This window comes from Streptomyces sp. CRCS-T-1, from assembly GCF_024442335.1.
GTDB lineage: Bacteria > Actinomycetota > Actinomycetes > Streptomycetales > Streptomycetaceae > Streptomyces > Streptomyces koelreuteriae.
Genome location: NZ_CP101651.1, coordinates 4,868,672 through 4,887,692 on the forward strand (window position 1 = coordinate 4,868,672; position 19,021 = coordinate 4,887,692).

Annotated in this window: 17 protein-coding genes; 10 read left to right on the plus strand and 7 right to left on the minus strand. The window is 71.7% G+C overall.

Annotation, left to right across the window (positions count from 1 at the left end):
- Positions 1 to 98: 98 nt before the first annotated feature.
- The 4 genes from NNW99_RS22215 to NNW99_RS22230 are packed head-to-tail and all read right to left on the minus strand — an operon-like array spanning position 99 to position 3,195.
- Complete coding sequence (locus NNW99_RS22215) at positions 99 to 569, minus strand: MarR family winged helix-turn-helix transcriptional regulator (RefSeq protein ID WP_215120893.1); 471 nt, start codon at positions 567 to 569, stop codon at positions 99 to 101.
- A 10-nt stretch (positions 570 to 579) separates the two neighbouring features.
- On the minus strand, positions 580 to 1,356 hold the full coding sequence (locus NNW99_RS22220; RefSeq protein WP_215120894.1) for an energy-coupling factor ABC transporter ATP-binding protein: 777 nt from the start codon (positions 1,354 to 1,356) through the stop codon (positions 580 to 582).
- Positions 1,344 to 2,105: a cobalt ECF transporter T component CbiQ gene (cbiQ, locus tag NNW99_RS22225; RefSeq protein ID WP_215120895.1), complete on the minus strand. Its 762-nt coding sequence runs from the start codon at positions 2,103 to 2,105 to the stop codon at positions 1,344 to 1,346. The genes NNW99_RS22220 and cbiQ overlap by 13 nt, the downstream gene beginning before the upstream one ends.
- A gap of 1 nt (position 2,106) precedes the next feature.
- Entirely contained in the window at positions 2,107 to 3,195 is a 1,089-nt protein-coding gene (locus NNW99_RS22230; protein ID WP_215120896.1) for an energy-coupling factor ABC transporter permease, read from the minus strand.
- A 169-nt stretch (positions 3,196 to 3,364) separates the two neighbouring features.
- On the opposite strand from NNW99_RS22230, the gene NNW99_RS22235 reads away from it, so the two are divergent.
- Positions 3,365 to 3,730 (plus strand): SsgA family sporulation/cell division regulator, encoded by a 366-nt coding sequence (locus NNW99_RS22235; RefSeq protein WP_215120897.1) that lies wholly within the window; start codon positions 3,365 to 3,367, stop codon positions 3,728 to 3,730.
- Positions 3,731 to 3,739: 9 nt separating this feature from the next.
- Here NNW99_RS22235 and NNW99_RS22240 read toward each other — a convergent pair whose 3' ends face one another.
- The 3 genes from NNW99_RS22240 to NNW99_RS22250 form a co-directional block, all read right to left on the minus strand.
- Positions 3,740 to 5,410 (minus strand): penicillin-binding transpeptidase domain-containing protein, encoded by a 1,671-nt coding sequence (locus NNW99_RS22240; RefSeq protein WP_215120898.1) that lies wholly within the window; start codon positions 5,408 to 5,410, stop codon positions 3,740 to 3,742.
- Positions 5,411 to 5,506: 96 nt separating this feature from the next.
- Positions 5,507 to 7,141 (minus strand): penicillin-binding transpeptidase domain-containing protein, encoded by a 1,635-nt coding sequence (locus tag NNW99_RS22245; protein ID WP_215120899.1) that lies wholly within the window; start codon positions 7,139 to 7,141, stop codon positions 5,507 to 5,509.
- A gap of 131 nt (positions 7,142 to 7,272) precedes the next feature.
- On the minus strand, positions 7,273 to 9,018 hold the full coding sequence (locus NNW99_RS22250) for a dolichyl-phosphate-mannose--protein mannosyltransferase (RefSeq protein ID WP_215120900.1): 1,746 nt from the start codon (positions 9,016 to 9,018) through the stop codon (positions 7,273 to 7,275).
- Between the two features lie 85 nt (positions 9,019 to 9,103).
- Between NNW99_RS22250 and rsmI the strand changes: the two genes are divergently transcribed.
- From rsmI to NNW99_RS22295, 9 genes are all read left to right on the plus strand, one after another.
- Positions 9,104 to 9,949: a 16S rRNA (cytidine(1402)-2'-O)-methyltransferase gene (gene rsmI, locus NNW99_RS22255; protein WP_215120901.1), complete on the plus strand. Its 846-nt coding sequence runs from the start codon at positions 9,104 to 9,106 to the stop codon at positions 9,947 to 9,949.
- Positions 9,950 to 10,155: 206 nt separating this feature from the next.
- Positions 10,156 to 10,584, plus strand: coding sequence for a hypothetical protein (locus NNW99_RS22260; RefSeq protein ID WP_215120902.1), 429 nt, complete (start codon positions 10,156 to 10,158; stop codon positions 10,582 to 10,584).
- Positions 10,585 to 10,664: 80 nt separating this feature from the next.
- Positions 10,665 to 11,546 carry a TatD family hydrolase gene (locus NNW99_RS22265; RefSeq protein ID WP_215120903.1) on the plus strand — a complete coding sequence of 294 codons (882 nt, stop codon included), beginning with the start codon at positions 10,665 to 10,667 and terminating at the stop codon, positions 11,544 to 11,546.
- 131 nt (positions 11,547 to 11,677) lie between these two features.
- A complete protein-coding gene (locus NNW99_RS22270) occupies positions 11,678 to 13,027 on the plus strand; it encodes a resuscitation-promoting factor (protein ID WP_215120904.1) in 1,350 nt (449 codons plus the stop codon).
- Between the two features lie 61 nt (positions 13,028 to 13,088).
- Positions 13,089 to 13,976 (plus strand): 16S rRNA (adenine(1518)-N(6)/adenine(1519)-N(6))-dimethyltransferase RsmA, encoded by an 888-nt coding sequence (gene rsmA, locus NNW99_RS22275; protein ID WP_215120905.1) that lies wholly within the window; start codon positions 13,089 to 13,091, stop codon positions 13,974 to 13,976.
- Positions 13,973 to 14,872 (plus strand): 4-(cytidine 5'-diphospho)-2-C-methyl-D-erythritol kinase, encoded by a 900-nt coding sequence (locus NNW99_RS22280; RefSeq protein WP_215120906.1) that lies wholly within the window; start codon positions 13,973 to 13,975, stop codon positions 14,870 to 14,872. The genes rsmA and NNW99_RS22280 overlap by 4 nt, the downstream gene beginning before the upstream one ends.
- 87 nt (positions 14,873 to 14,959) lie before the next feature.
- Positions 14,960 to 15,106, plus strand: a complete 147-nt coding sequence (locus tag NNW99_RS22285; RefSeq protein ID WP_215120907.1) for a hypothetical protein — start codon at positions 14,960 to 14,962, stop codon at positions 15,104 to 15,106.
- A gap of 71 nt (positions 15,107 to 15,177) precedes the next feature.
- Complete coding sequence (locus NNW99_RS22290) at positions 15,178 to 16,986, plus strand: ABC-F family ATP-binding cassette domain-containing protein (protein ID WP_215120908.1); 1,809 nt, start codon at positions 15,178 to 15,180, stop codon at positions 16,984 to 16,986.
- A gap of 192 nt (positions 16,987 to 17,178) precedes the next feature.
- Positions 17,179 to 18,993, plus strand: a complete 1,815-nt coding sequence (locus NNW99_RS22295) for a PQQ-binding-like beta-propeller repeat protein (protein WP_215120909.1) — start codon at positions 17,179 to 17,181, stop codon at positions 18,991 to 18,993.
- Positions 18,994 to 19,021 lie beyond the last annotated feature (28 nt).

A 19,021-nucleotide genomic window follows, 5' to 3' on the forward strand; every position in this document is an offset into this window, starting at 1 on the left:
TCCCCCGGAACCAAGTGTGCACAAACACATCGTGCACAAGGTACTGGCCGGTAACCGGTCCTCGCCAGCAGGGGGTGGCAATCCGGGGCAACCCGCGGTCAGCGGGCCCGGTCGGCCGCCGACTCCGCCTTCTCGGCCAGGTGCCACAGCTCCTCGCGGAGCCGCGCGATCTCCGTGCCGTCCAGGCCCGTCGCCGTGAGCAGCGCGCCGGGGACGCACATCGCGCGCTCCCGGAGTTCCTCCCCGCGCCCGGTCAGGGCCACGAGCACCGACCGCTCGTCCCGCGCCGACCGTTCACGCCGCAGCAGACCCGCCGTCTCCAGCCGCTTCAGCAGGGGCGAGACCGTGCCGTAGTCGAGGCGCAGGGCCCCGGCCAGCTCCTTGACCGTGGTCTCGCCGCGCTCCCAGAGGACGAGCAGCACGAGGTACTGGGGATAGGTGAGGCCGAGGTCGTCGAGGAGCGGGCGGTACGCGGCCGTCACCGCGCGCTGGGCGGCGTACAGCGCGAAGCACAGCTGCTCGTCCAGCAGCAGCGAGCCTTCCCCGCTCGTGGTCTCCTCGTTCGTCACGCGCTCATTGTCACGGACGGGCCGGGGCGGCCGGCACGGAACGCGGATCGAAGCCGAACGGCAGCTCCAGCCGGTGGGCGCGCATCAGCTCCTCGTCGGAGAGCAGCTCGCCCGTCGGGCCGTCCGCGGCGATGACGCCCTCGCTGAGGATCAGGGAGCGCGGGCACAGCTCCAGCGCGTAGGGCAGGTCGTGCGTGACCATCAGGACCGTCACGTCCAGCGAGCGCAGGATGTCGGCCAGTTCACGGCGGGAGGCGGGGTCGAGGTTGGAGGAGGGCTCGTCGAGGACGAGGATCTCCGGCTCCATGGCGAGGACGGTCGCGACGGCCACCCGGCGGCGCTGCCCGAAGGAGAGGTGATGCGGCGGGCGGTCCTTGAACTCCGCCATGCCGACCCGCTCCAAAGCCCGGTCCACGCGCTCCTCCAGCTCCGGCCCCTTCAGCCCGGCCGCCGCCGGCCCGAACGCCACGTCCTCCCGGACGGTCGGCATGAAGAGCTGGTCGTCCGGGTCCTGGAAGACGATGCCGACCCGGCGCCGGATCTCGGCCATGTGCCGCTTGTCCACGGGCAGCCCGGCCACCCTCACCGTGCCGGCGCCGCCGGTCAGGATGCCGTTGAGATGCAGCACGAGGGTCGTCTTGCCGGCGCCGTTCGGCCCGAGCAGCGCGACCCGCTCACCGCGCGCCACCGAGAGGTCGACGCCGAAGAGGGCCTGATGCCCGTCGGGGTAGGCGAAGGCCAGTCCGGCCACGTCGAGCGAGGGTGTCACATCAGTCACAGCGACCATCCCAGCAGACAGACGACCAGGGCCGCGCCCGGGAGGGTCAGGGCGTACGACCACTGCGCCCGGGACGCGGTCACCTCGTCGATGACCGGCATGGCACCGGCGTAGCCCCGGCTGACCATGGCCAGATGGACGCGCTCGCCGCGTTCGTAGGAGCGGATGAACAGCGCCCCGGCGGACTTGGCGAGCACGCCCCAGTGCCGGACACCCTTCGCCTCGAAGCCCCGGGACTCCCGGGCGATCCGCATGCGCCGCATCTCGTCCGCGATGACATCGCCGTAGCGGATCATGAAGGACGCGATCTGCACGAGCAGCGGCGGCAGCTTGAGGCGCTGCAGGCCGAGGAGCAGTTCGCGCAGGTCGGTGGTGGCGGCCAGCAGGACGGAGGCGGTGACGCCGAGCGTGCCCTTGGCGAGCACGTTCCAGGCGCCCCACAGGCCGTTGACGCTCAGGGACATCCCCAGGACGTCGACGCGCTCGCCCTCCGCGACGAACGGCATGAGCACCGCGAAAGCGACGAACGGCACCTCGATCAGCAGCCGCCGGAGCACAAACCCGGCGGGCACCCGGGCGACGCCCGCGACGACGCCCAGCAGCACCGCGTACGCCCCGAACGCCCACATCGCCTCGCGCGGTGTCGACACCACGACCAGCACGAAGGCGAACACCGCGGCGAGCTTGGTGTGCGGCGGCAGCGCGTGCACGGGCGAGTGCCCGTGCCGGTAGAGCTTGTGCGCGTGCCCCGCACCCATGTCAGGCGCCCGGGCTCGTCGCGTTCGTCGAGTCCGACGTGTTCGACGTGTTCGACGGGGACGTGTCGTCCGAGCCGCGCCGGCGTACGGCCCAGAAGACCGCGCTGCCCGCGACGACCGTGACACCCACGCCGATGACGCCCGCCAGACCCCCGGACAGGCGGGCGTCATCGACATCCTTGACGCCGTAGTCGGCGAGGGGGGAGTCGGCCGCGGCGTGCTCCTCGGCCTTCTCGTCGATGCCGTGGTCGGTGGCGACCTTCTCCAGGCCGTCCGGGTTGGCGGAGGCGTAGAAGCTGACGAATCCGGCCAGCAGCAGGGAGGCGACCAGGCCCGCGGCCCAGACACGGCGGTGCGAGGTGCGGGCGGCCACGGGGGCGGGCTCGGGCTCGGCGTCGGGCGCGTCGACCAGTTCGCCGTTCACCCGCAGCTTGAGCTTCGGGGTGAGGCCCCGGGCGCCGTGGACCAGGTCGGGGCGGACGGCGAGGACCGCGCCGACGGTCAGCGCGGTGATCGCGGCCTCACCGATGCCGATCAGCAGGTGGACGCCGATCATGGCGGTGGCGACCTTGCCGATCGACACGTCGGTGGTGCCGCCGATGGCGTACATGAGCGTGAAGGCCAGCGCGGCGGCCGGGACGGAGACGAGGGCGGCGACGAAGGAGGCCGCGGTGATCGACCGGCGGGAGCGCGGGAGCACCTTCACCAGGCCCCGGAAGAGGGCGTAGGCGACGACCGTCGTGACGATCGCCATGTTGGTGATGTTCACGCCGAGCGCGGTCAGACCGCCGTCAGCGAAGAGCAGCCCCTGCATCAGCAGGACGACGGAGACGCACAGCACCCCTGTGTAGGGGCCCACGAGGATCGCGGCGAGCGCGCCCCCGAGCAGATGGCCGCTGGTCCCGGCCGCCACGGGGAAGTTGAGCATCTGCACCGCGAAGATGAACGCCGCCACGAGGCCGGCCAGCGGGGCGGTGCGCTCGTCGAGTTCGCGCCGCGCGCCGCGCAGGCTCACGGCGACGGCGCCCGCGGCGATCACACCGGTGGCGGCGGACGTGGGGACGTCGATGAATCCGTCAGGTACATGCACGCTTCGATGATGTGGCTTGATGCGAACGGTTTGCAAGAGCGTGACGCTCGTCTTATCTCACCCGTGATATGTCCGGCCCATGAGGGCGCAATACGGAAAATATGCGACATTGGAGAGGAAGTGGACGCACAGTTTCCGCACAGGTAGCCCACGGTGAAGGGGCCGTCCGATGTCCGTAGTCGAGCAGTACGCGCGAGCCCATATCGTCACGGATGAGGCCGTCCCGTTGATCGATGAGCTGGAGGCGGTTCCGGTCACTCTGCGGTACGACCCCGACCGTGACCCCCGTGTGGTGGGCATCAGGCTGCCCGGGCCCGGGGCGCGCGAGTGGACCTTCCGCCGGGAACTCCTGGAGGAGGGGCTGCGGGCCCCCACGGGCAGCGGTGAGGTGCGGGTGTGGCCCTGCGGCCGGGTGCAGGCCGTCGTCGAGTTCCACTCCCCGCAGGGCGTGCTGGTGGTGCAGTTCGAACGGCAGGCGCTGCTGCGGTTCCTGCGGCGGACCTACATGGCCGCCGCGGAACCGGTCATCCACTGACCTTCCGGGTCAGCTCCCCGCCTTCAGCAGCGCCGCCACGATCGGCCCGGCCGTCTCGCCGCCGTGCCCGCCCTGCTGGACCACGCCCGCGGCCGCGAGGTCGCCCCGGTAGGCGGTGAACCAGCCGTTCGGCTTCTTCTGGTTGTCGACCTCGGCCGACCCGGTCTTGGCGCCGACATCGCCGCTCACCCCGGACATCGCCTCCGCGGCCGTGCCGTACGCGGCCGTGTACGACATGAGCTCACGCAGCTGCGACAGCGTGCCCGCCGACATGGTGCGCGAGGCCTTGGCGAGCTTGCGGTCGTCCACGTCCGGGGAGACCAGATACGGCTGGTGGAAGGTGCCGGCCTTGACCGTCGCCGACACCGACGCCATGTTCAGCGGGTTCATCCGGACCCCGCCCTGCCCGATCAGCGAGGCGCCCATCTGGGCCGCCGACTGCACGGGCACGGCGCCGTCGAAGGACGGCACTCCGATGGCCCAGTCGTTCAGCCCCAGGCCGAAGACCTGCTGGGCCTGCTTGGTCAGGTCGTCGTCCTTGAGCTTGGGCGCCTGGCTGATGAAGGCCGTGTTGCAGGAGCGGGCGAAGCTCGCCTTGAACGTGCCGTTCTTGATCTCGAACTTGTCGTCGTTCTGGAACTTCCAGTGCCCGTACGTGAAGTACTTCGGGCACGGGTGCTTCTTGTCCGCCGAGGCCAGGCCCTTGTCCAGCAGCAGCGAGGCGGTGATGACCTTCATCGTGGAGCCGGGCGCGAGGGAGCCCTGGAAGGCGGTGTTGAAGCCGGGCGAGGCGTTGGCGGCGGCCAGGATCTCGCCGGTCGAGGCCCGCATGACGGCCACCGACGACTTGGCCTTCTTCGCGACCTGCTTCTCGGCCGCCGCCTGGAGGGCAGGGTCCAGGGTGGTCTTCACCGTGCCGGGCGTGCCCTTGCTCAGCTCCAGCAGGGTCTTGTCGGAGAGGTCGTCCGACTTGGCGGACTTCCCGCGCACGACCCGCAGCTCGATACCGGCCTTGCCGCCCGCCTCCTTGCCGTACTTCTCGCGCAGGCCGTCCAGGATCGGGCCGAGGGAGGCGTACTTCTGCTTGGTCAGCTCGCCGCCGTCCCGGTCGAGCGCCTTGACCGGGGGCGTGCCCGCCTCGCCGGTGACCAGCTTGTCGCCGTCCTTCAGATCCGGGTGGACGACCGCCGAGTGCCAGTCCACCAGCGGCTTTCCGTCACTGCTGCGGCGCACGACGGTCAGCGCGCTCTCGTACGCCAGCGGCTTCTCGGTGTTCTTGTACGCCACCGTGCCCTTGACGGAGAACGGCACCTTGTCACCGGTGGGCTTGCCCGGGGTGAGGGTGACGTCCTTGATGCGGGCGTCCTTGGTGTAGCCGGTGAGCAGGGCCGTCGCCGCGGCCGCCTCGTCGGTGGCCGCGGCGGCCCGCGGGACCTTGCCGGACTGCCAGGCGGTGAGGAAGGCACGGGCGGTGGTGGTGACCTCGGTGGCCGACAGCGGGCCGGTCTTCACCTCGGGCTTCCCGTCCGATGCCGTCCGGCTCCCGTCGTCGGCGGCCGCGCCGCCGCCGAACAGCGCGTAGGCGCCGAACCCGGCGCCACCGACGACCACGGCGATCACCCCGCCGATCACGGCGGGTCTGGTCTTCCGTCGCTCGGCGACGCGCCTTCTGTTGCCCACTGCTGTCCGTTCCTCCGCGAATCCCCAGGGTCCCCGTTGCCCTCAGCTGTCCCAACGACGCCCACCACCCTAGGGTCCCGTCCTGCCCGGGTGAGTTCAGCCACCCGTTCGTAGCACGGCTGCGACAATCGGACCGGCCGCGTCGCCGCCGTGCCCGCCCTCCTCGGTCATGGCCGCCGCCGCGACATCGCCCCGGAATCCGGTGAACCAGCTGTTGGACTTGGCGTTGCCGTCGACCTCGGCGGAACCGGTCTTGGCGCCGATGTCGCCGCCCAGTCCCCGCATGGCCTCGGCGGCGGTGCCCTGGGTGGCGGTGAGCCGCATCATCTGCTTGAGCTGGGACGCGGTGCTCGCCCGCAGGCCCTCGGCCCGCGCGAGCTGCCGGTCGTCCAGCTCCGGCGAGACCAGGTAGGGCTGGCGGAAGCTGCCGGTGATCGCGGTCGCGGTCACCGACGCCATGTTCAGCGGGCTCATCTGGATCTGGCCCTGCCCGATCGCGCCGGCCGCCCGGTCCGGTCCGTCGACGGCGGGGACCCTGCCGTCGAAGGAGGCGATGCCGGTCTTCCAGTTGTCCTGCCCGAGCCCGAAGCGCCGCTCGGCCTCCTGTGTCAGCGAGGCGTCGGTGAGGGGCTTCTCGTCGATGAGCTTGATGAAGGCGGTGTTGCAGGACCGCATGAAGCTGCCCGCGAGCGTGGCGTCCTCGTCGGGCTTCATGCCGGTGAGGTTCTTGAAGGTCTGCCCCTGCCACACGGCGGTGTCCGGACAGGGCGCCGGGCCGTTCATCGAGGTCACGCCGTTGTCGATGAGCATCGCGGCCGTCATGATCTTCATGGTGGAGCCGGGCGCGGCCTGCCCCGCGAAGGCCGCGTTGAAGCCGTCCTCACGGTTGTTGGCCACCGCCAGGACCTCGCCGCTGCTGGGCTTGACGGCCACCACCGACGACTGGGCGAACCGCTTGACGGCCTTCTCGGCCGCCTCCTGTGCGCTCGGGCTGATGGTCGTCTCGAGCTTGCCGGCCTTGCCCTTGGCGAGGGTGAGCAGCGGGGTGTCGGGAGCGCCGTCGGAGGGGTGCCGGACGACCAACTCGATGCCGGGGGTGCCGCCGGCCTTCTCGCCGTACTTGTCGCGAAGGGCGTCCAGGACCGGGCCGAGGGAGGGGTACTTCTCCTTCGTCAGCACCGAGCCGTCGCGGCCCACGGCCTCGATGGGAGGGGCGGCCGACTGCTCGGTGACGAGGGTGTCCTGCTCCTTCTTCAGCTCGGGGTGCACGACGGACGGCCGCCAGTCGACGAGCGCGCGGCCCGTGGTCACGCCGCGCACGACCTTCAGCTCGCTCCGGTAGCTCAGCGGCTCGGACTTCCCGTCGTAGGCCACCTTCGCCTTCACCGTGAACGGCACGGTGGTGCCCCTGGCCGCCCCCGGCGTGATCTTCACGTCGGTGATGTGCGCGTCGTCGGTGAACGCCGTCAGCAGCCGCTCGGCGGCGGCGTCGTTGTTGGTGTACGACGCTGCCGTCCCGGCCGCCGCCGTCTGCCAGGCCGCGAAGAACTTGGCCGTGGTCTCCTCGACCTCGTCCTTGTCCGGCGGCCCCGACTTCTTCTCCGCGGACACCCCACTGGTCCCGCCGTCGCCGGTCAGCGCGCTCACGATGTTGAAGGCGCCGTACCCGGCCCCACCCACCATCACCGCGAACACGCCGCCTATGACAGCGACCTTGACCCCCTTGGCCATCAGGCCGTCCCCTCCCCGTTGAGCCTCCACACGCTCCTTTGAACGCGTTCAGAAAGCTCGATCCCGGGAGCACTCTAGGGGGAAGCGGTTACCACAGCGACGGGTGTGGCGATTCTTGACCGAAACGTAGGTCAGACCCAGGTATCCAGCCACATCCTGGCCCGCCAGTCGTCTATGGGGATGGCGGTGCCGGTGTACAGGGGCCAGAAATAGATGAAGTTCCAGGCGATCAGCAGGACCAGGACGCCCGCGCCCGTGGCGCCCGCGACGCGGCGGGTGTCGGAGGAGCGGGGTGGGCCGATGATCGCGCCGAGGAGCATCGCCACCGCCAGGCACAGGAAGGGCAGGAAGACGACGGCGTAGAAGAAGAAGATCGTGCGCTCCTGGTACATGAACCAGGGCAGATAGCCGGCCGCGATGCCGCAGGCGATGGCGCCCGCGCGCCAGTCGCGCCGGAACAGCCAGCGCCACAGGACGTAGAGGACCGCGAGGCAGCCCACCCACCACAGCAGCGGAGTGCCGAGGGCGAGCACCTCGCTGGCGCACTTCTCGCCCGCGTCCGACGGGCAGCCGCCCTTGCCGGGCGCCGGGGACTCGTAGAAGTACGACACCGGGCGGCCGAGGACGAGCCAGCTCCACGGGTTGGACTGGTAGGTGTGCGGCGAGGACAGGCCGACGTGGAACTCGTACACCTGGTGCTCGTAGTGCCACAGGCTGCGCAGCCAGTCGGGCAGGAAGGTCCAGCTGCCGCCCTTGCCGCTGGTCGCGGCCCAGTTGCGGTAGTAGCCGCCGGAGCCGTCGGTCGCGGAGAAGATCCAGCCCGTCCAGGCCAGGACGTAGGTGACGACGGCGACCGGGACCGTGGCGAGGAACGCCAGCGGAGTGTCGCGCTTGAGGACCACCGCGTAGGGGTGCCGGGCGCCGGCCACCCGGCGCGAGGCGACGTCCCACAGGACCGCCATCAGGCAGAACGCGGCCAGGATGTAGAGGCCGTTCCACTTCGTGCCGATGGCCAGGCCCAGCATCAGACCCGCCGCCCAGCGCCAGGGGCGCCATCCCAGCCGGGTCGTCTCGGCCGTGTGCCGGTCGGGCCGGACCCGGCCGTCGGCGTCCACCGGCAGCGCCGCGGCCAGTCTCGCGCGGGCCTTGTCACGGTCGACGAGCAGACAGCCGAACGCCGCCAGCACGAAGAACATCAGCACGCCGTCGAGCAGCGCCGTGCGGCTCATCACGAAGTGCAGGCCGTCCACCGCCATCAGCGCGCCCGCCAGACAGCCCAGGAAGGTGGAGCGGAACAGCCGGCGGCCGATCCGGCACAGCATCAGCACGGACAGCGTGCCGAGCAGCGCCGTCATGAAGCGCCAGCCGAAGGGGTCGAAGCCGAACAGCAGCTCGCCGATCCCGATGACGTACTTGCCGACCGGCGGGTGCACGACGTACGCCGCGTCCCCCGGGATCGTGACGTGCCCGCCCGACAGGATCAGATCGTTGGCGTTCTTGTCCCAGTTGACCTCGAAACCGCGGTGGACCAGACCCCACGCGTCCTTGGCGTAGTACGTCTCGTCGAATATCACCGCCTTGGGGTGGCCCAGGTTCCAGAACCGCAGCACGCCCGCCAGCAGCGTGACGAGCAGCGGGCCGATCCACGCCGACCAGCGCACCAGCCGTACCGCCAGGGTGTGCGGGACGCCGAGCGCCGCCCACAGGCGCGGGCTCGGCTCGGTGTACGGCGGCACCAGGCGGTCCCGGACGTCGCGGGCGTCGCTTCTGGCCTGCCCCTGGTAGCCGAAGCGGCGCAGCCGCTGCTGCCAGGACGGCCGCTGCTCGTGGGGCGCCTGGCCCTGCCGGGTGTCCGTGGAGGACGCGGTACTGGTCACCGCGCCATCGTAGGGAACCGTTCTGTGTGAGTCCCGTGCATGGCCGGTATGCGTCCGCATCCTCCGCCCCTGGGAGGATGGTGAGGTGACTGGAATCCTCGTACTCGCAGGTACCCCCATCGGCGACATCGCGGACGCCCCGCCCCGGCTCGCCGACGAATTGGCCGGAGCCGATGTCGTCGCCGCCGAGGACACGCGGCGGCTGCGGCGGCTGACCCAGGCCCTGGGGGTCACGCCCAAGGGGCGGGTCGTGTCCTACTTCGAGGGCAACGAGGCGGCGCGGACGCCCGAGCTGGTCGAGGAGCTGGCGGGCGGGGCGCGGGTGCTGTTGGTCACGGACGCGGGGATGCCGTCGGTGTCGGACCCCGGGTACCGGCTGGTCGCCGCCGCCGTCGAGCAGGACATACGGGTCACCGCCGTGCCCGGGCCCTCCGCCGTGCTCACCGCGCTCGCGCTGTCGGGGCTGCCCGTCGACCGGTTCTGCTTCGAGGGCTTCCTGCCGCGCAAGGCGGGGGAGCGGCTCGGGCGGCTGCGGGAGGTGGCCGGGGAGCGGCGCACCCTCGTCTACTTCGAGGCTCCGCACCGGCTCGACGACACGCTGGCGGCGATGGCCGAGGTGTTCGGCGCGGAGCGCCGGGCCGCGGTGTGCCGGGAGCTGACCAAGACCTACGAGGAGGTCCGGCGGGGCGGGCTGGGGGAGCTGGCCGCCTGGGCCGCCGAGGGGGTGCGCGGGGAGATCACCGTGGTGGTGGAGGGCGCGCCGGCGCCGGGGGCGGAGGATGTCGGGCCCGAGGAGCTGGTGCGGCGGGTCCGGGTGCGGGAGGAGGCGGGGGAGCGGCGCAAGGAGGCGATCGCCGCGGTCGCGGTGGAGGCCGGGGTGCCCAAGCGCGTGGTCTTTGATGCCGTTGTCGCCGCGAAGAACTCCGGGTGACGGTGGTGCGGGACACCCTCTGAGCAGGGCGCATGTCGTTTGAGCGTGCGCCCCATGGGTGGGCAAAGCAGCAAGGGCGCTGGGGCAAGGAACGCCCAAATCGGCGCCAATAGTCGACAGGTCTGGTGCCTTCGGTCCGGCGGAGGAGTCCACTGGGTTGCGGGGACGGAATCGTCCTCACGCCACAGCGGACAACAGGAGCTGGCATGACTGAGATCGCAGGGCGGACCGGGCTCCGCGCCGGTGCGACCGCCGTCGTCAACGAGTCGTACTCCTTCGCCTGCATGCGCTGCGGGCACGGCTGGGAGCAGTCGTACGAGATAGAGCACCACACGGATGCCGCCGGGCACGAGTTCGTCCTCTACGTCGCGGACGGCAAGGTCGTGCCCTCACCCCTGTCCAAGCCCACGTGCCAGAACTGCGACGGGCACGTCGTACGGATCATGCGGGCCGGGCGGGTCGAGTCGGCGCGCAACGCGGCGCGCAGGCCCCGGCGCGTGCCGCCGCCCGGCGGGCCGGCGGAGGCCCCGGCACCGGACGCTGAGGGCAGTGGAGCGGACGGGCCGGAAAAGCCCGAGCACCACCACTGGCATCTGGCCGATCTGCTCCACCCCTTCCAGCGCAAGGCGAGCTGACCCGTCCGGCTCCCCTTGTCCGACGCCCTCCCCGGTCCTCCCCCATCGGGGAGGGCGTACCCCTTTCGTAGGATCGGGGCATGCCTTCGAACGACTCCGGCAAGCACGCCGCGCCCCCGCTCCCGGACCCCCTCCGGGTGCCGGTCGCCGACTCCCACACCCACCTGGACATGCAGTCCGGCACGGTCGAGGAGGCGCTGGCGAAGGCGGCCTCGGTCGGAGTGACGACAGTCGTGCAGGTCGGCTGCGACCTCAAGGGCTCGCGGTGGGCCGCCGACACGGCAGCCGCGTACGACGCCGTCCACGCGACGGTCGCCCTGCATCCCAACGAGGCGCCCCGGATCGTCCACGGCGACCCCGACGGCTGGTCGAGGCAGGGCGCCCGCGAGCCCGGCGGGCAGGCGGCCCTGGACGAGGCGCTCGCCGAGATCGACCGGCTGGCCGCGCTGGAGCAGGTCAAGGGCGTCGGTGAGACGGGCCTCGACTACTTCCGCACCGGGCCCGAGGGCAAGGACGCGCAGGAGCGGTCCTTCCGCGCCCACATCGAGATCGCCAAGCGGCACGGCAAGGCCCTCGTCATCCACGACCGCGAGGCCCACGCCGACGTTCTGCGCGTGCTGAAGGAGGAGGGCGCCCCCGAGCGGACCGTCTTCCACTGCTACTCCGGCGACGCCGAGATGGCGCGGATCTGCGCGAGCGCGGGCTACTTCATGTCCTTCGCCGGCAACGTCACCTTCAAGAACGCCCAGAACCTGAGGGACGCGGTGGCGGTGGCCCCGCCGGAGCTGCTGCTGGTGGAGACCGACGCGCCCTTCCTCACCCCAGCGCCGTACCGCGGGCGGCCCAACGCGCCCTACCTCGTGCCGATCACGGTGCGGGCCATGGCCGAGGTGCGCGGCGTCGACGAGGACACGCTGGCCACCGCACTCGCCGCGAACACGGCACGCGCCTTCGGTTACTGACCGACACCACCGACCTCACCGCACGACTGTGCGTAGTCGCGTCGCTTTGGAGAGTGACGAACGCTCCGCTAGGTTCTGGGGGCCCGATCCGGACCCCTCTGGACCCCCTCCGGCCCCTGGAGCGTGTCGGCGTGAGCAACTCGCAGTACGAGTCGTACGGTCCGGCCTGTGCCGAGCCGGATTACGGCGGTTTCGACGGTGTCCACGAGGACACCTACCGGCCCGCCTATGAGGTGCCGCCGCCCCGGCAGGTCGCCCCGGTGGACGCACCGGCGTCCGTCGTACGCCCGACACGCGCCGAAGCCCGCGCGGAAGCCCGCGCCGCGGCGCGCACCGGCTCGCATCGCCGCTCCGCACGCCGACGCAAGGCGCGCCACGACGAACGCCCGGACGGCTCCATGCGGCGGCTGCTCCCCCAGGCCCTGGTCGTCGCCTTCCTGGCGGGCGGCACCACGGCCTTCGTCGCCAAGGACAAGGCGATCGAGCTGAACGTCGACGGCAAGGCCCGCACCCTGCACACCTTCGCCGATGACGTCACCGAGCTGCTGTCAGAGGAGGGCGTCGAGGTCGGCGCCCACGACGTGGTGGCGCCCGGGCCCGGCACGGAGATCGCCAGCGGCGACGAGGTCGCCGTGCACTACGCCCGTCCCGTGCGGCTCACCCTCGACGGGCACCGGCGCGAGGTGTGGACGACGGCACACACCGTGGCGGGGGCGCTCCGAGAGCTGGGCGTACGGCAGGAGGGCGCGTATCTGTCGACCTCGCGCTCCCGGCAGATCGGCCGCGAGGGGCTCGCGCTGGACGTGCGGACCGAGCGCACGGTCACGGTCATGGCCGACGGCCGGGCCCGCACCGTCCGCACCAACGCGGCGACCGTGCGGGAGGCCGTGGACGAGGCCGGGATCACCCTGCGCGGCCAGGACACCACGTCCGTCCCGCAGGGGAGCTTCCCGCGCGACGGTCAGACCGTCACCGTGCTGCGGATCACCGGCGGCAAGGAGGTCCGCGAGGAGGCGATCCCCTTCCAGACCCGGCGCAGCGAGGATCCGACCCTGTTCCAGGGCACGGAGGTCGTGGAGCGCGCGGGCGAGGCGGGCCTGCGCCGGGTCACGTACGCCCTGCGCACGGTCAACGGCGTCAAGCAGAAGCCGCGCCGGGTCAAGGCCGAGGTGGTGCGCGAGCCGCGCACGCAGGAGGTGAAGGTCGGCACGAAGCCCCGGCCGACGTCCGTAGCGGGCGCCGACCATCTGAACTGGCAGGGCCTCGCGGCCTGCGAGTCCGGCGGCCGCCCCGACGCGGTCGACTCCTCGGGCACCTACGGCGGCCTCTACCAGTTCGACACCCACACCTGGCAGTCCCTCGGCGGCACCGGCCGCCCCCAGGACGCCCCGGCGGCGGAACAGACGTATCGCGCGAAGAAGCTGTATGTGAGGCGGGGGGCCAGTCCTTGGCCGCACTGCGGGGGGCGGCTGCACGGGTAGAGACGGTCGCCCGGCGGCCGCCCGGCGTGGCCGCGTTCGAACCCCCCGTACCCTTGTCCCCGTGACCAGCCCCGCCCCCGACGCCCTCCTCGGCCCCGCCGACATCCGCGAACTCGCGACCGCCCTCGGCGTACGCCCCACCAAGCAACGCGGCCAGAACTTCGTGATCGACGCGAACACCGTCCGCCGTATCGTCCGCACCGCACAGGTGACCCCCGAGGACGTGGTCGTAGAGGTGGGCCCGGGCCTCGGTTCCCTCACCCTCGCGCTGCTGGAGGCCGCCGACCACGTCACGGCCGTCGAGATCGACGACGTCCTCGCCGCCGCGCTGCCCGCGACCATCACGGCCCGTATGCCGGAGCGCGCCGACCGGTTCGCGCTCGTCCACTCCGACGCGATGCACGTCACGGAGCTGCCGGGCCCCGCCCCGACCGCGCTGGTCGCCAACCTGCCCTACAACGTGGCCGTCCCGGTCCTGCTGCACATGCTCGCCACCTTCCCGACCATCGACCGCACCCTCGTCATGGTCCAGTCGGAGGTCGCCGACCGCCTCGCCGCCGACCCCGGCTCGAAGGTGTACGGCGTCCCCTCCGTGAAGGCCAACTGGTACGCCGAGGTCAAGCGGGCCGGTGCCATCGGGCGGAACGTCTTCTGGCCGGCGCCCAACGTCGACAGCGGTCTGGTCGCCCTGGTCCGCCGGACCGAGCCGATCAAGACGACGGCCTCCAAGAAGGAGGTGTTCGCCGTCGTCGACGCGGCGTTCGCCCAGCGCCGCAAGACGCTGCGGGCCGCGCTGGCCGGCTGGGCCGGTTCCGCCGCCGCGGCCGAGGCGGCCCTCGTCGCCGCCGGGGTCTCCCCGCAGGCCCGGGGCGAGTCGCTGACCGTGGAAGAGTTCGCGCGTATCGCCGAGCACAAGGTGAACCAGCACCAGGAGAAGGAGCCCGTGTGAGCGTCACGGTCCGTGTCCCCGCCAAGGTCAACGTCCAGCTGGCGGTGGGCCCAGCCCGCCCCGACGGCTTCCACCCCCTGGCCAACGTCTTCCTCGCCGTCAGCCTGTACGACGAGGTCACCGTGACCCCGGCCGAGGAACTCCGCGTCACCTGCGAGGGCCCGGACGCGGACCTGGTCCCCCTGGACCGTACGAACCTGGCCGCGCGGGCGGCCGAGGCGCTCGCGGCCCGCTACGGCCGCAGCCCCGACGTCCACCTCCACATCGCCAAGGACATCCCCGTCGCCGGCGGCATGGCGGGCGGCAGCGCGGACGGCGCCGCCGCGCTGGTCGCCTGCGACGCGCTGTGGGAGACGGGCGCCTCCCGGGACGAACTGCTCGACATCTGCGCCGAGCTGGGCAGCGACGTGCCGTTCAGCCTGGTCGGCGGGGCCGCCCTCGGCGTCGGGCGGGGCGAACAGCTGACCCCCCTGGAGGTCGGCGGCGCCTTCCACTGGGTGTTCGCGATGGCCGAGCGGGGCCTGTCCACCCCGGCCGTGTTCCGCGAGTTCGACCGGCTCGGCGAGGGCACGGACATCCCCGAGCCCGTCGCCTCCCAGGAACTCCTCGCGGCCCTGGCGAAGGGCGACCCGGACGCGCTCGCCGCGGCCGTCTCCAACGACCTCCAGCCCGCCGCCCTGTCCCTCTACCCGGACCTCGCCGACACCCTCGCCACCGGCCGCGCCGCGGGCGCCCTCGCCGCCCTGGTCTCCGGCTCCGGCCCGACCACCGCGTTCCTCGTCCGCGACCCGGAGTCCGCGGCCGCGGTGGCGCAGGCCCTGGTCTCCTCCGGCACCTGCCGAACCGTCCGAACGGCCTCGGGCCCGACCCCCGGGGCGACGCTCGCCGGGCTCTAATCGCCTGCCCGGGCCGTTCCCGGCCGCTTAAGCTCCCCCGGTTGTCGAAAACGGGGGAGCACACGGCAGTCGATCCGCATCTGTGCCGTGTCCGGGCTGGCGTACCGCGACGATCCGCGCTGCGTGGAGGTCGAGCACAGGATCGGCCCCGTCGATCCGGAGCCGCCGTTCGACGAGAGGCTGATGGACGTGTGGCGCTACCAGCGCCGCCGGGAAGCCGCCGACGGCCGCTGACCGCCCCGGCCGGAGCACCCCCGCGCCCGACTACCCTGGAGGGTCGATCCATCCCCCTTGTCAGGAGAGTAATGGCCGTCAACCTGGTCAATGTCGAGAACGTCAGCAAGGTGTACGGCACCCGCGCCCTGCTCGACGGCGTCTCCCTCGGCGTCTCCGAAGGGGACCGCATCGGTGTCGTCGGCCGCAACGGCGACGGCAAGACCACCCTGATCCGGATGCTCGCCAAGCAGGAGGATGCCGACACCGGGCGCGTCACGCACTCCGGCGGACTGCGCAGCGGCGTGCTCACGCAGCACGACTCGCTCGACCCCGAGGCGACCGTCCGCCACGAGGTCATCGGCGACATGGCCGACCACGAGTGGGCGGGCGACGCCAAGGTCAGGGACGTGCTGACCGGCCTGTTCGGCGGGCTCGACCTGCCCGGGTTCCCCGCGGGCCTGGACACCGTCATCGGACCGCTGTCCGGCGGTGAGCGGCGCCGTATCGCGCTGGCCAAGCTGCTCATCGAGGAGCAGGACCTGCTCGTCCTCGACGAGCCCACCAACCACCTCGACGTCGAGGGCATCTCCTGGCTGGCCCGCCACCTCCAGGTCCGCCGGTCCGCCCTCGTGTGCGTCACCCACGACCGCTGGTTCCTCGACCAGGTCTGCACCCGCATGTGGGACGTCCAGCGCGGCGCGGTCTACGAGTACGAGGGCGGCTACTCCGACTACGTCTTCGCCCGGGCCGAGCGCGAGCGCATCGCCGCCACCGAGGAGGTCAAGCGGCAGAACCTCGTCCGCAAGGAGCTGGCCTGGCTGCGGCGCGGGGCGCCCGCCCGTACGTCCAAGCCGCGCTTCCGGGTCGAGGCCGCCAACGAGCTCATCAAGGACGTACCGCCGCCCCGCGACAGCAGCGAGCTGATGAAGTTCGCGTCCACCCGGCTCGGCAAGACCGTGTTCGACCTGGAGGACGTCACCGTCCAGGCCGGCCCCAAGGTCCTCCTCAAGCACGTCACCTGGCAGCTCGGCCCCGGCGACCGGATCGGTCTCGTCGGAGTCAACGGCGCCGGGAAGACCTCCCTGCTGCGGGCCATGGCCGAGGCGTCCCGGACCGACGGCGAGGCGCAGCCCGTGGGCGGGCAGGTCAAGGTCGGCAAGACCGTCAAGCTCGCCTACCTCTCCCAGGAGGTCGCCGAACTCGAGCCGAGCACGCGGGTGCTGGAGGCCGTGCAGCAGGTGCGCGAGCGCGTCGACCTCGGCAAGGGGCGCGAGATGACCGCCGGGCAGCTGTGCGAGACGTTCGGCTTCACCAAGGAGAAGCAGTGGACGCCGGTCGGCGACCTGTCCGGCGGTGAGCGCCGCAGGCTGCAACTGCTGCGCCTCCTCATGGACGAGCCCAACGTCCTCTTCCTCGACGAGCCCACCAACGACCTCGACATCGAGACGCTGACGCAGCTCGAGGACGTGCTCGACGGCTGGCCCGGCTCGATGATCGTCATCTCCCACGACCGGTTCTTCATCGAGCGCACCACCGACCGGGTGTTCGCCCTGCTCGGCGACGGCGCCCTGCGGATGCTGCCGCGCGGCATCGACGAGTACCTGGAGCGGCGCCGGCGCATGGAGGAGGCCGCGGCCGCCTCGGCCCCCGCCGCCGTGCAGCAGAGCGCCGCCCCGGAGAAGAGCGCCGCCGACCAGCGCGCCGCCAAGAAGGAACTGCAGAAGATCGAGCGGCAGCTCGACAAGGTCTCCGAGAAGGAGGCCAAGCTCCACACCCAAATCGCCGAAAACGCCACGGACTTCGCGAAGGTGGCTGAACTGGACGCCGAACTGCGCGAGTTGGCGGGTCAGCGCGAGGAACTGGAGCTGCGCTGGCTGGAACTCGCCGAGGACGCGTGAAGGGTGCGTGAAGACGCATAACGGCGGCATCACGGGCCGGTCCTCCCTTGGGAACAGGGGGCGATACGGCCCGGTCCGCTGTGGGAACGGGGTGATAGAAAGAGCCGTCTTAGAACTTTATGAAACGACTCTGAGCTCATCGCGTACCTCAGGGCGTGGCTAAAAATCAGTGATCGAACGGGGGAACCGCTGATGACGCAGCCGCCCAGTCAGCCGCCGCACGGTGGCTTCGGCGCACCGCAGGACCAGCCGCCACAGGGCGGTGGCTACGGGGCACCGCAGACCCCGCCACCACCCCAGGGCCCGCCCCAGACGCCGCCGCCCCCGCAGGGCCCGCCGTCGACGCCGCCTCCGCAGGGCCCGCCTCCGCAGCCGGGGTACGGCTACCCGCAGCAGCCCGGACAGCCCGGGCCGTACGGCCGGCCGGGCCCGTACAACTCCGGCCCCTACGGCCAGCCGCAGCAGCCGGGACCGTACGGCCAGCCCCAGCAGCCGGGCCCCTACGGCCAGCCCGGCTACGGCTACCCGCCGCAGCCGCAGTACCCCGGTGCGCCCGGCACCCCGCCCGGGGGCGGCTCGGGCAACCCCTTCAAGGGCAAGCCGGCCCTGATCATCGGCGCCGCGGTCGCCGCGCTGCTCGTGGTCGGCGGCACCATGTGGGCGGTCACCTCGGGCGACGACGGCAAGGGCAAGAAGAAGCCGGTCGCCCAGCAGAGCAACGGCAAGTCCGGCGCCTCCGACCCGGTCAACCCCGGTGACGGCAAGGGCGACGGCGGCGACGACCCGGAGAACCTCAACGAGGGCCGCCAGGCCGGCGAGGCCAAGGTCCTCTGGTACAAGGAGGCGCCCGACGCGCCCCGTTCCGGCGCCGACGCCGACGGCATGTGGATCACCGACAAGACCGCGGTGAAGGCGGCGTACAAGCAGCTCTTCTCGTACAACGTCGGCGACGGCAAGCCGACGTGGGACACGATCACGTTCCCGCAGAAGATCTGCGCGACCACTCCGGAGAAGACGGCCGAGAACAAGATCGTCGTCGCGTACATGAGCGGCAGCAGCGACCGCGCCAAGTGCAACCAGCTCCAGGAGATCGACCTCGACAGCGGCGAGAAGGGCTGGAAGCAGGAGGTCGCCGACGGCGCCCTGTTCGACTCCACGCTCTCCGTCGAACTGTCCGTCACCGGCACCACGCTGATGGTGGGCCGCTCCCAGTCGGGCACGGCGTACGACGTCACCAACGGCGACAAGCTCTTCGACAAGAAGCGCTACGGCCAGGCCTGCTTCCCCGCCGCGTTCGCGGGCGGCGAGAAGCTGATCTCCGTCTCCTCCTGCGGCGCGGGCGGCGACAACGAGCACGACGAGGTGCAGCAGCTCAACCCGCGCACCGGCAAGGTCGACTGGACCCAGAAGTTCGACAAGGGCTGGCGCGTCGCACGCGTCTACTCCGTGAGTCCGCTGGTCGTCTACAGCACCAACGAGGAGAAGAAGTCCTGGAACATCTCCGCCTTCACCGCCGGCGGAAAGTTCCGCTCGCAGGTGGGCTTCGACGAGGACTTCGCGCCCGAGTGCGGCTGGGCCATCCTCGAGCGTGACCTCCAGGGCTGCCAGGGCGTCGCCGTCGACGACTCCACGCTCTACCTGCCGACCGAGGCGACCACCGGCGCCAACGAGATCGTCGCGGTCGACCTCGCGAACGGCAAGGAGAAGTGGCGGGTGAAGTCCCCCGCCGACGAGTCGATGCTGCCGATGAAGGTCGAGGGCGGCAAGCTCATCGCCTACGTCGAGCCCTCGTACGACTCGGGCGGCCAGATCGTGTCCATCCCGACCGGCGGCAGCAGCCACAAGCCGGTCAAGCTGCTGCAGAACCCGCAGGGCGCCGCGGACATCGAGAACGGCTTCTTCTCCAGGGACATCGACTGGGCCGGCGGGCGCTTCTACATCTCGAACACCCGACTGAGCGGAAACGACGAGACGAAGGAGAAGTTGATGCTCGCCTACGGCAAGTGACTCTTCTTCCCTTCTCCGTCCCCTCTTC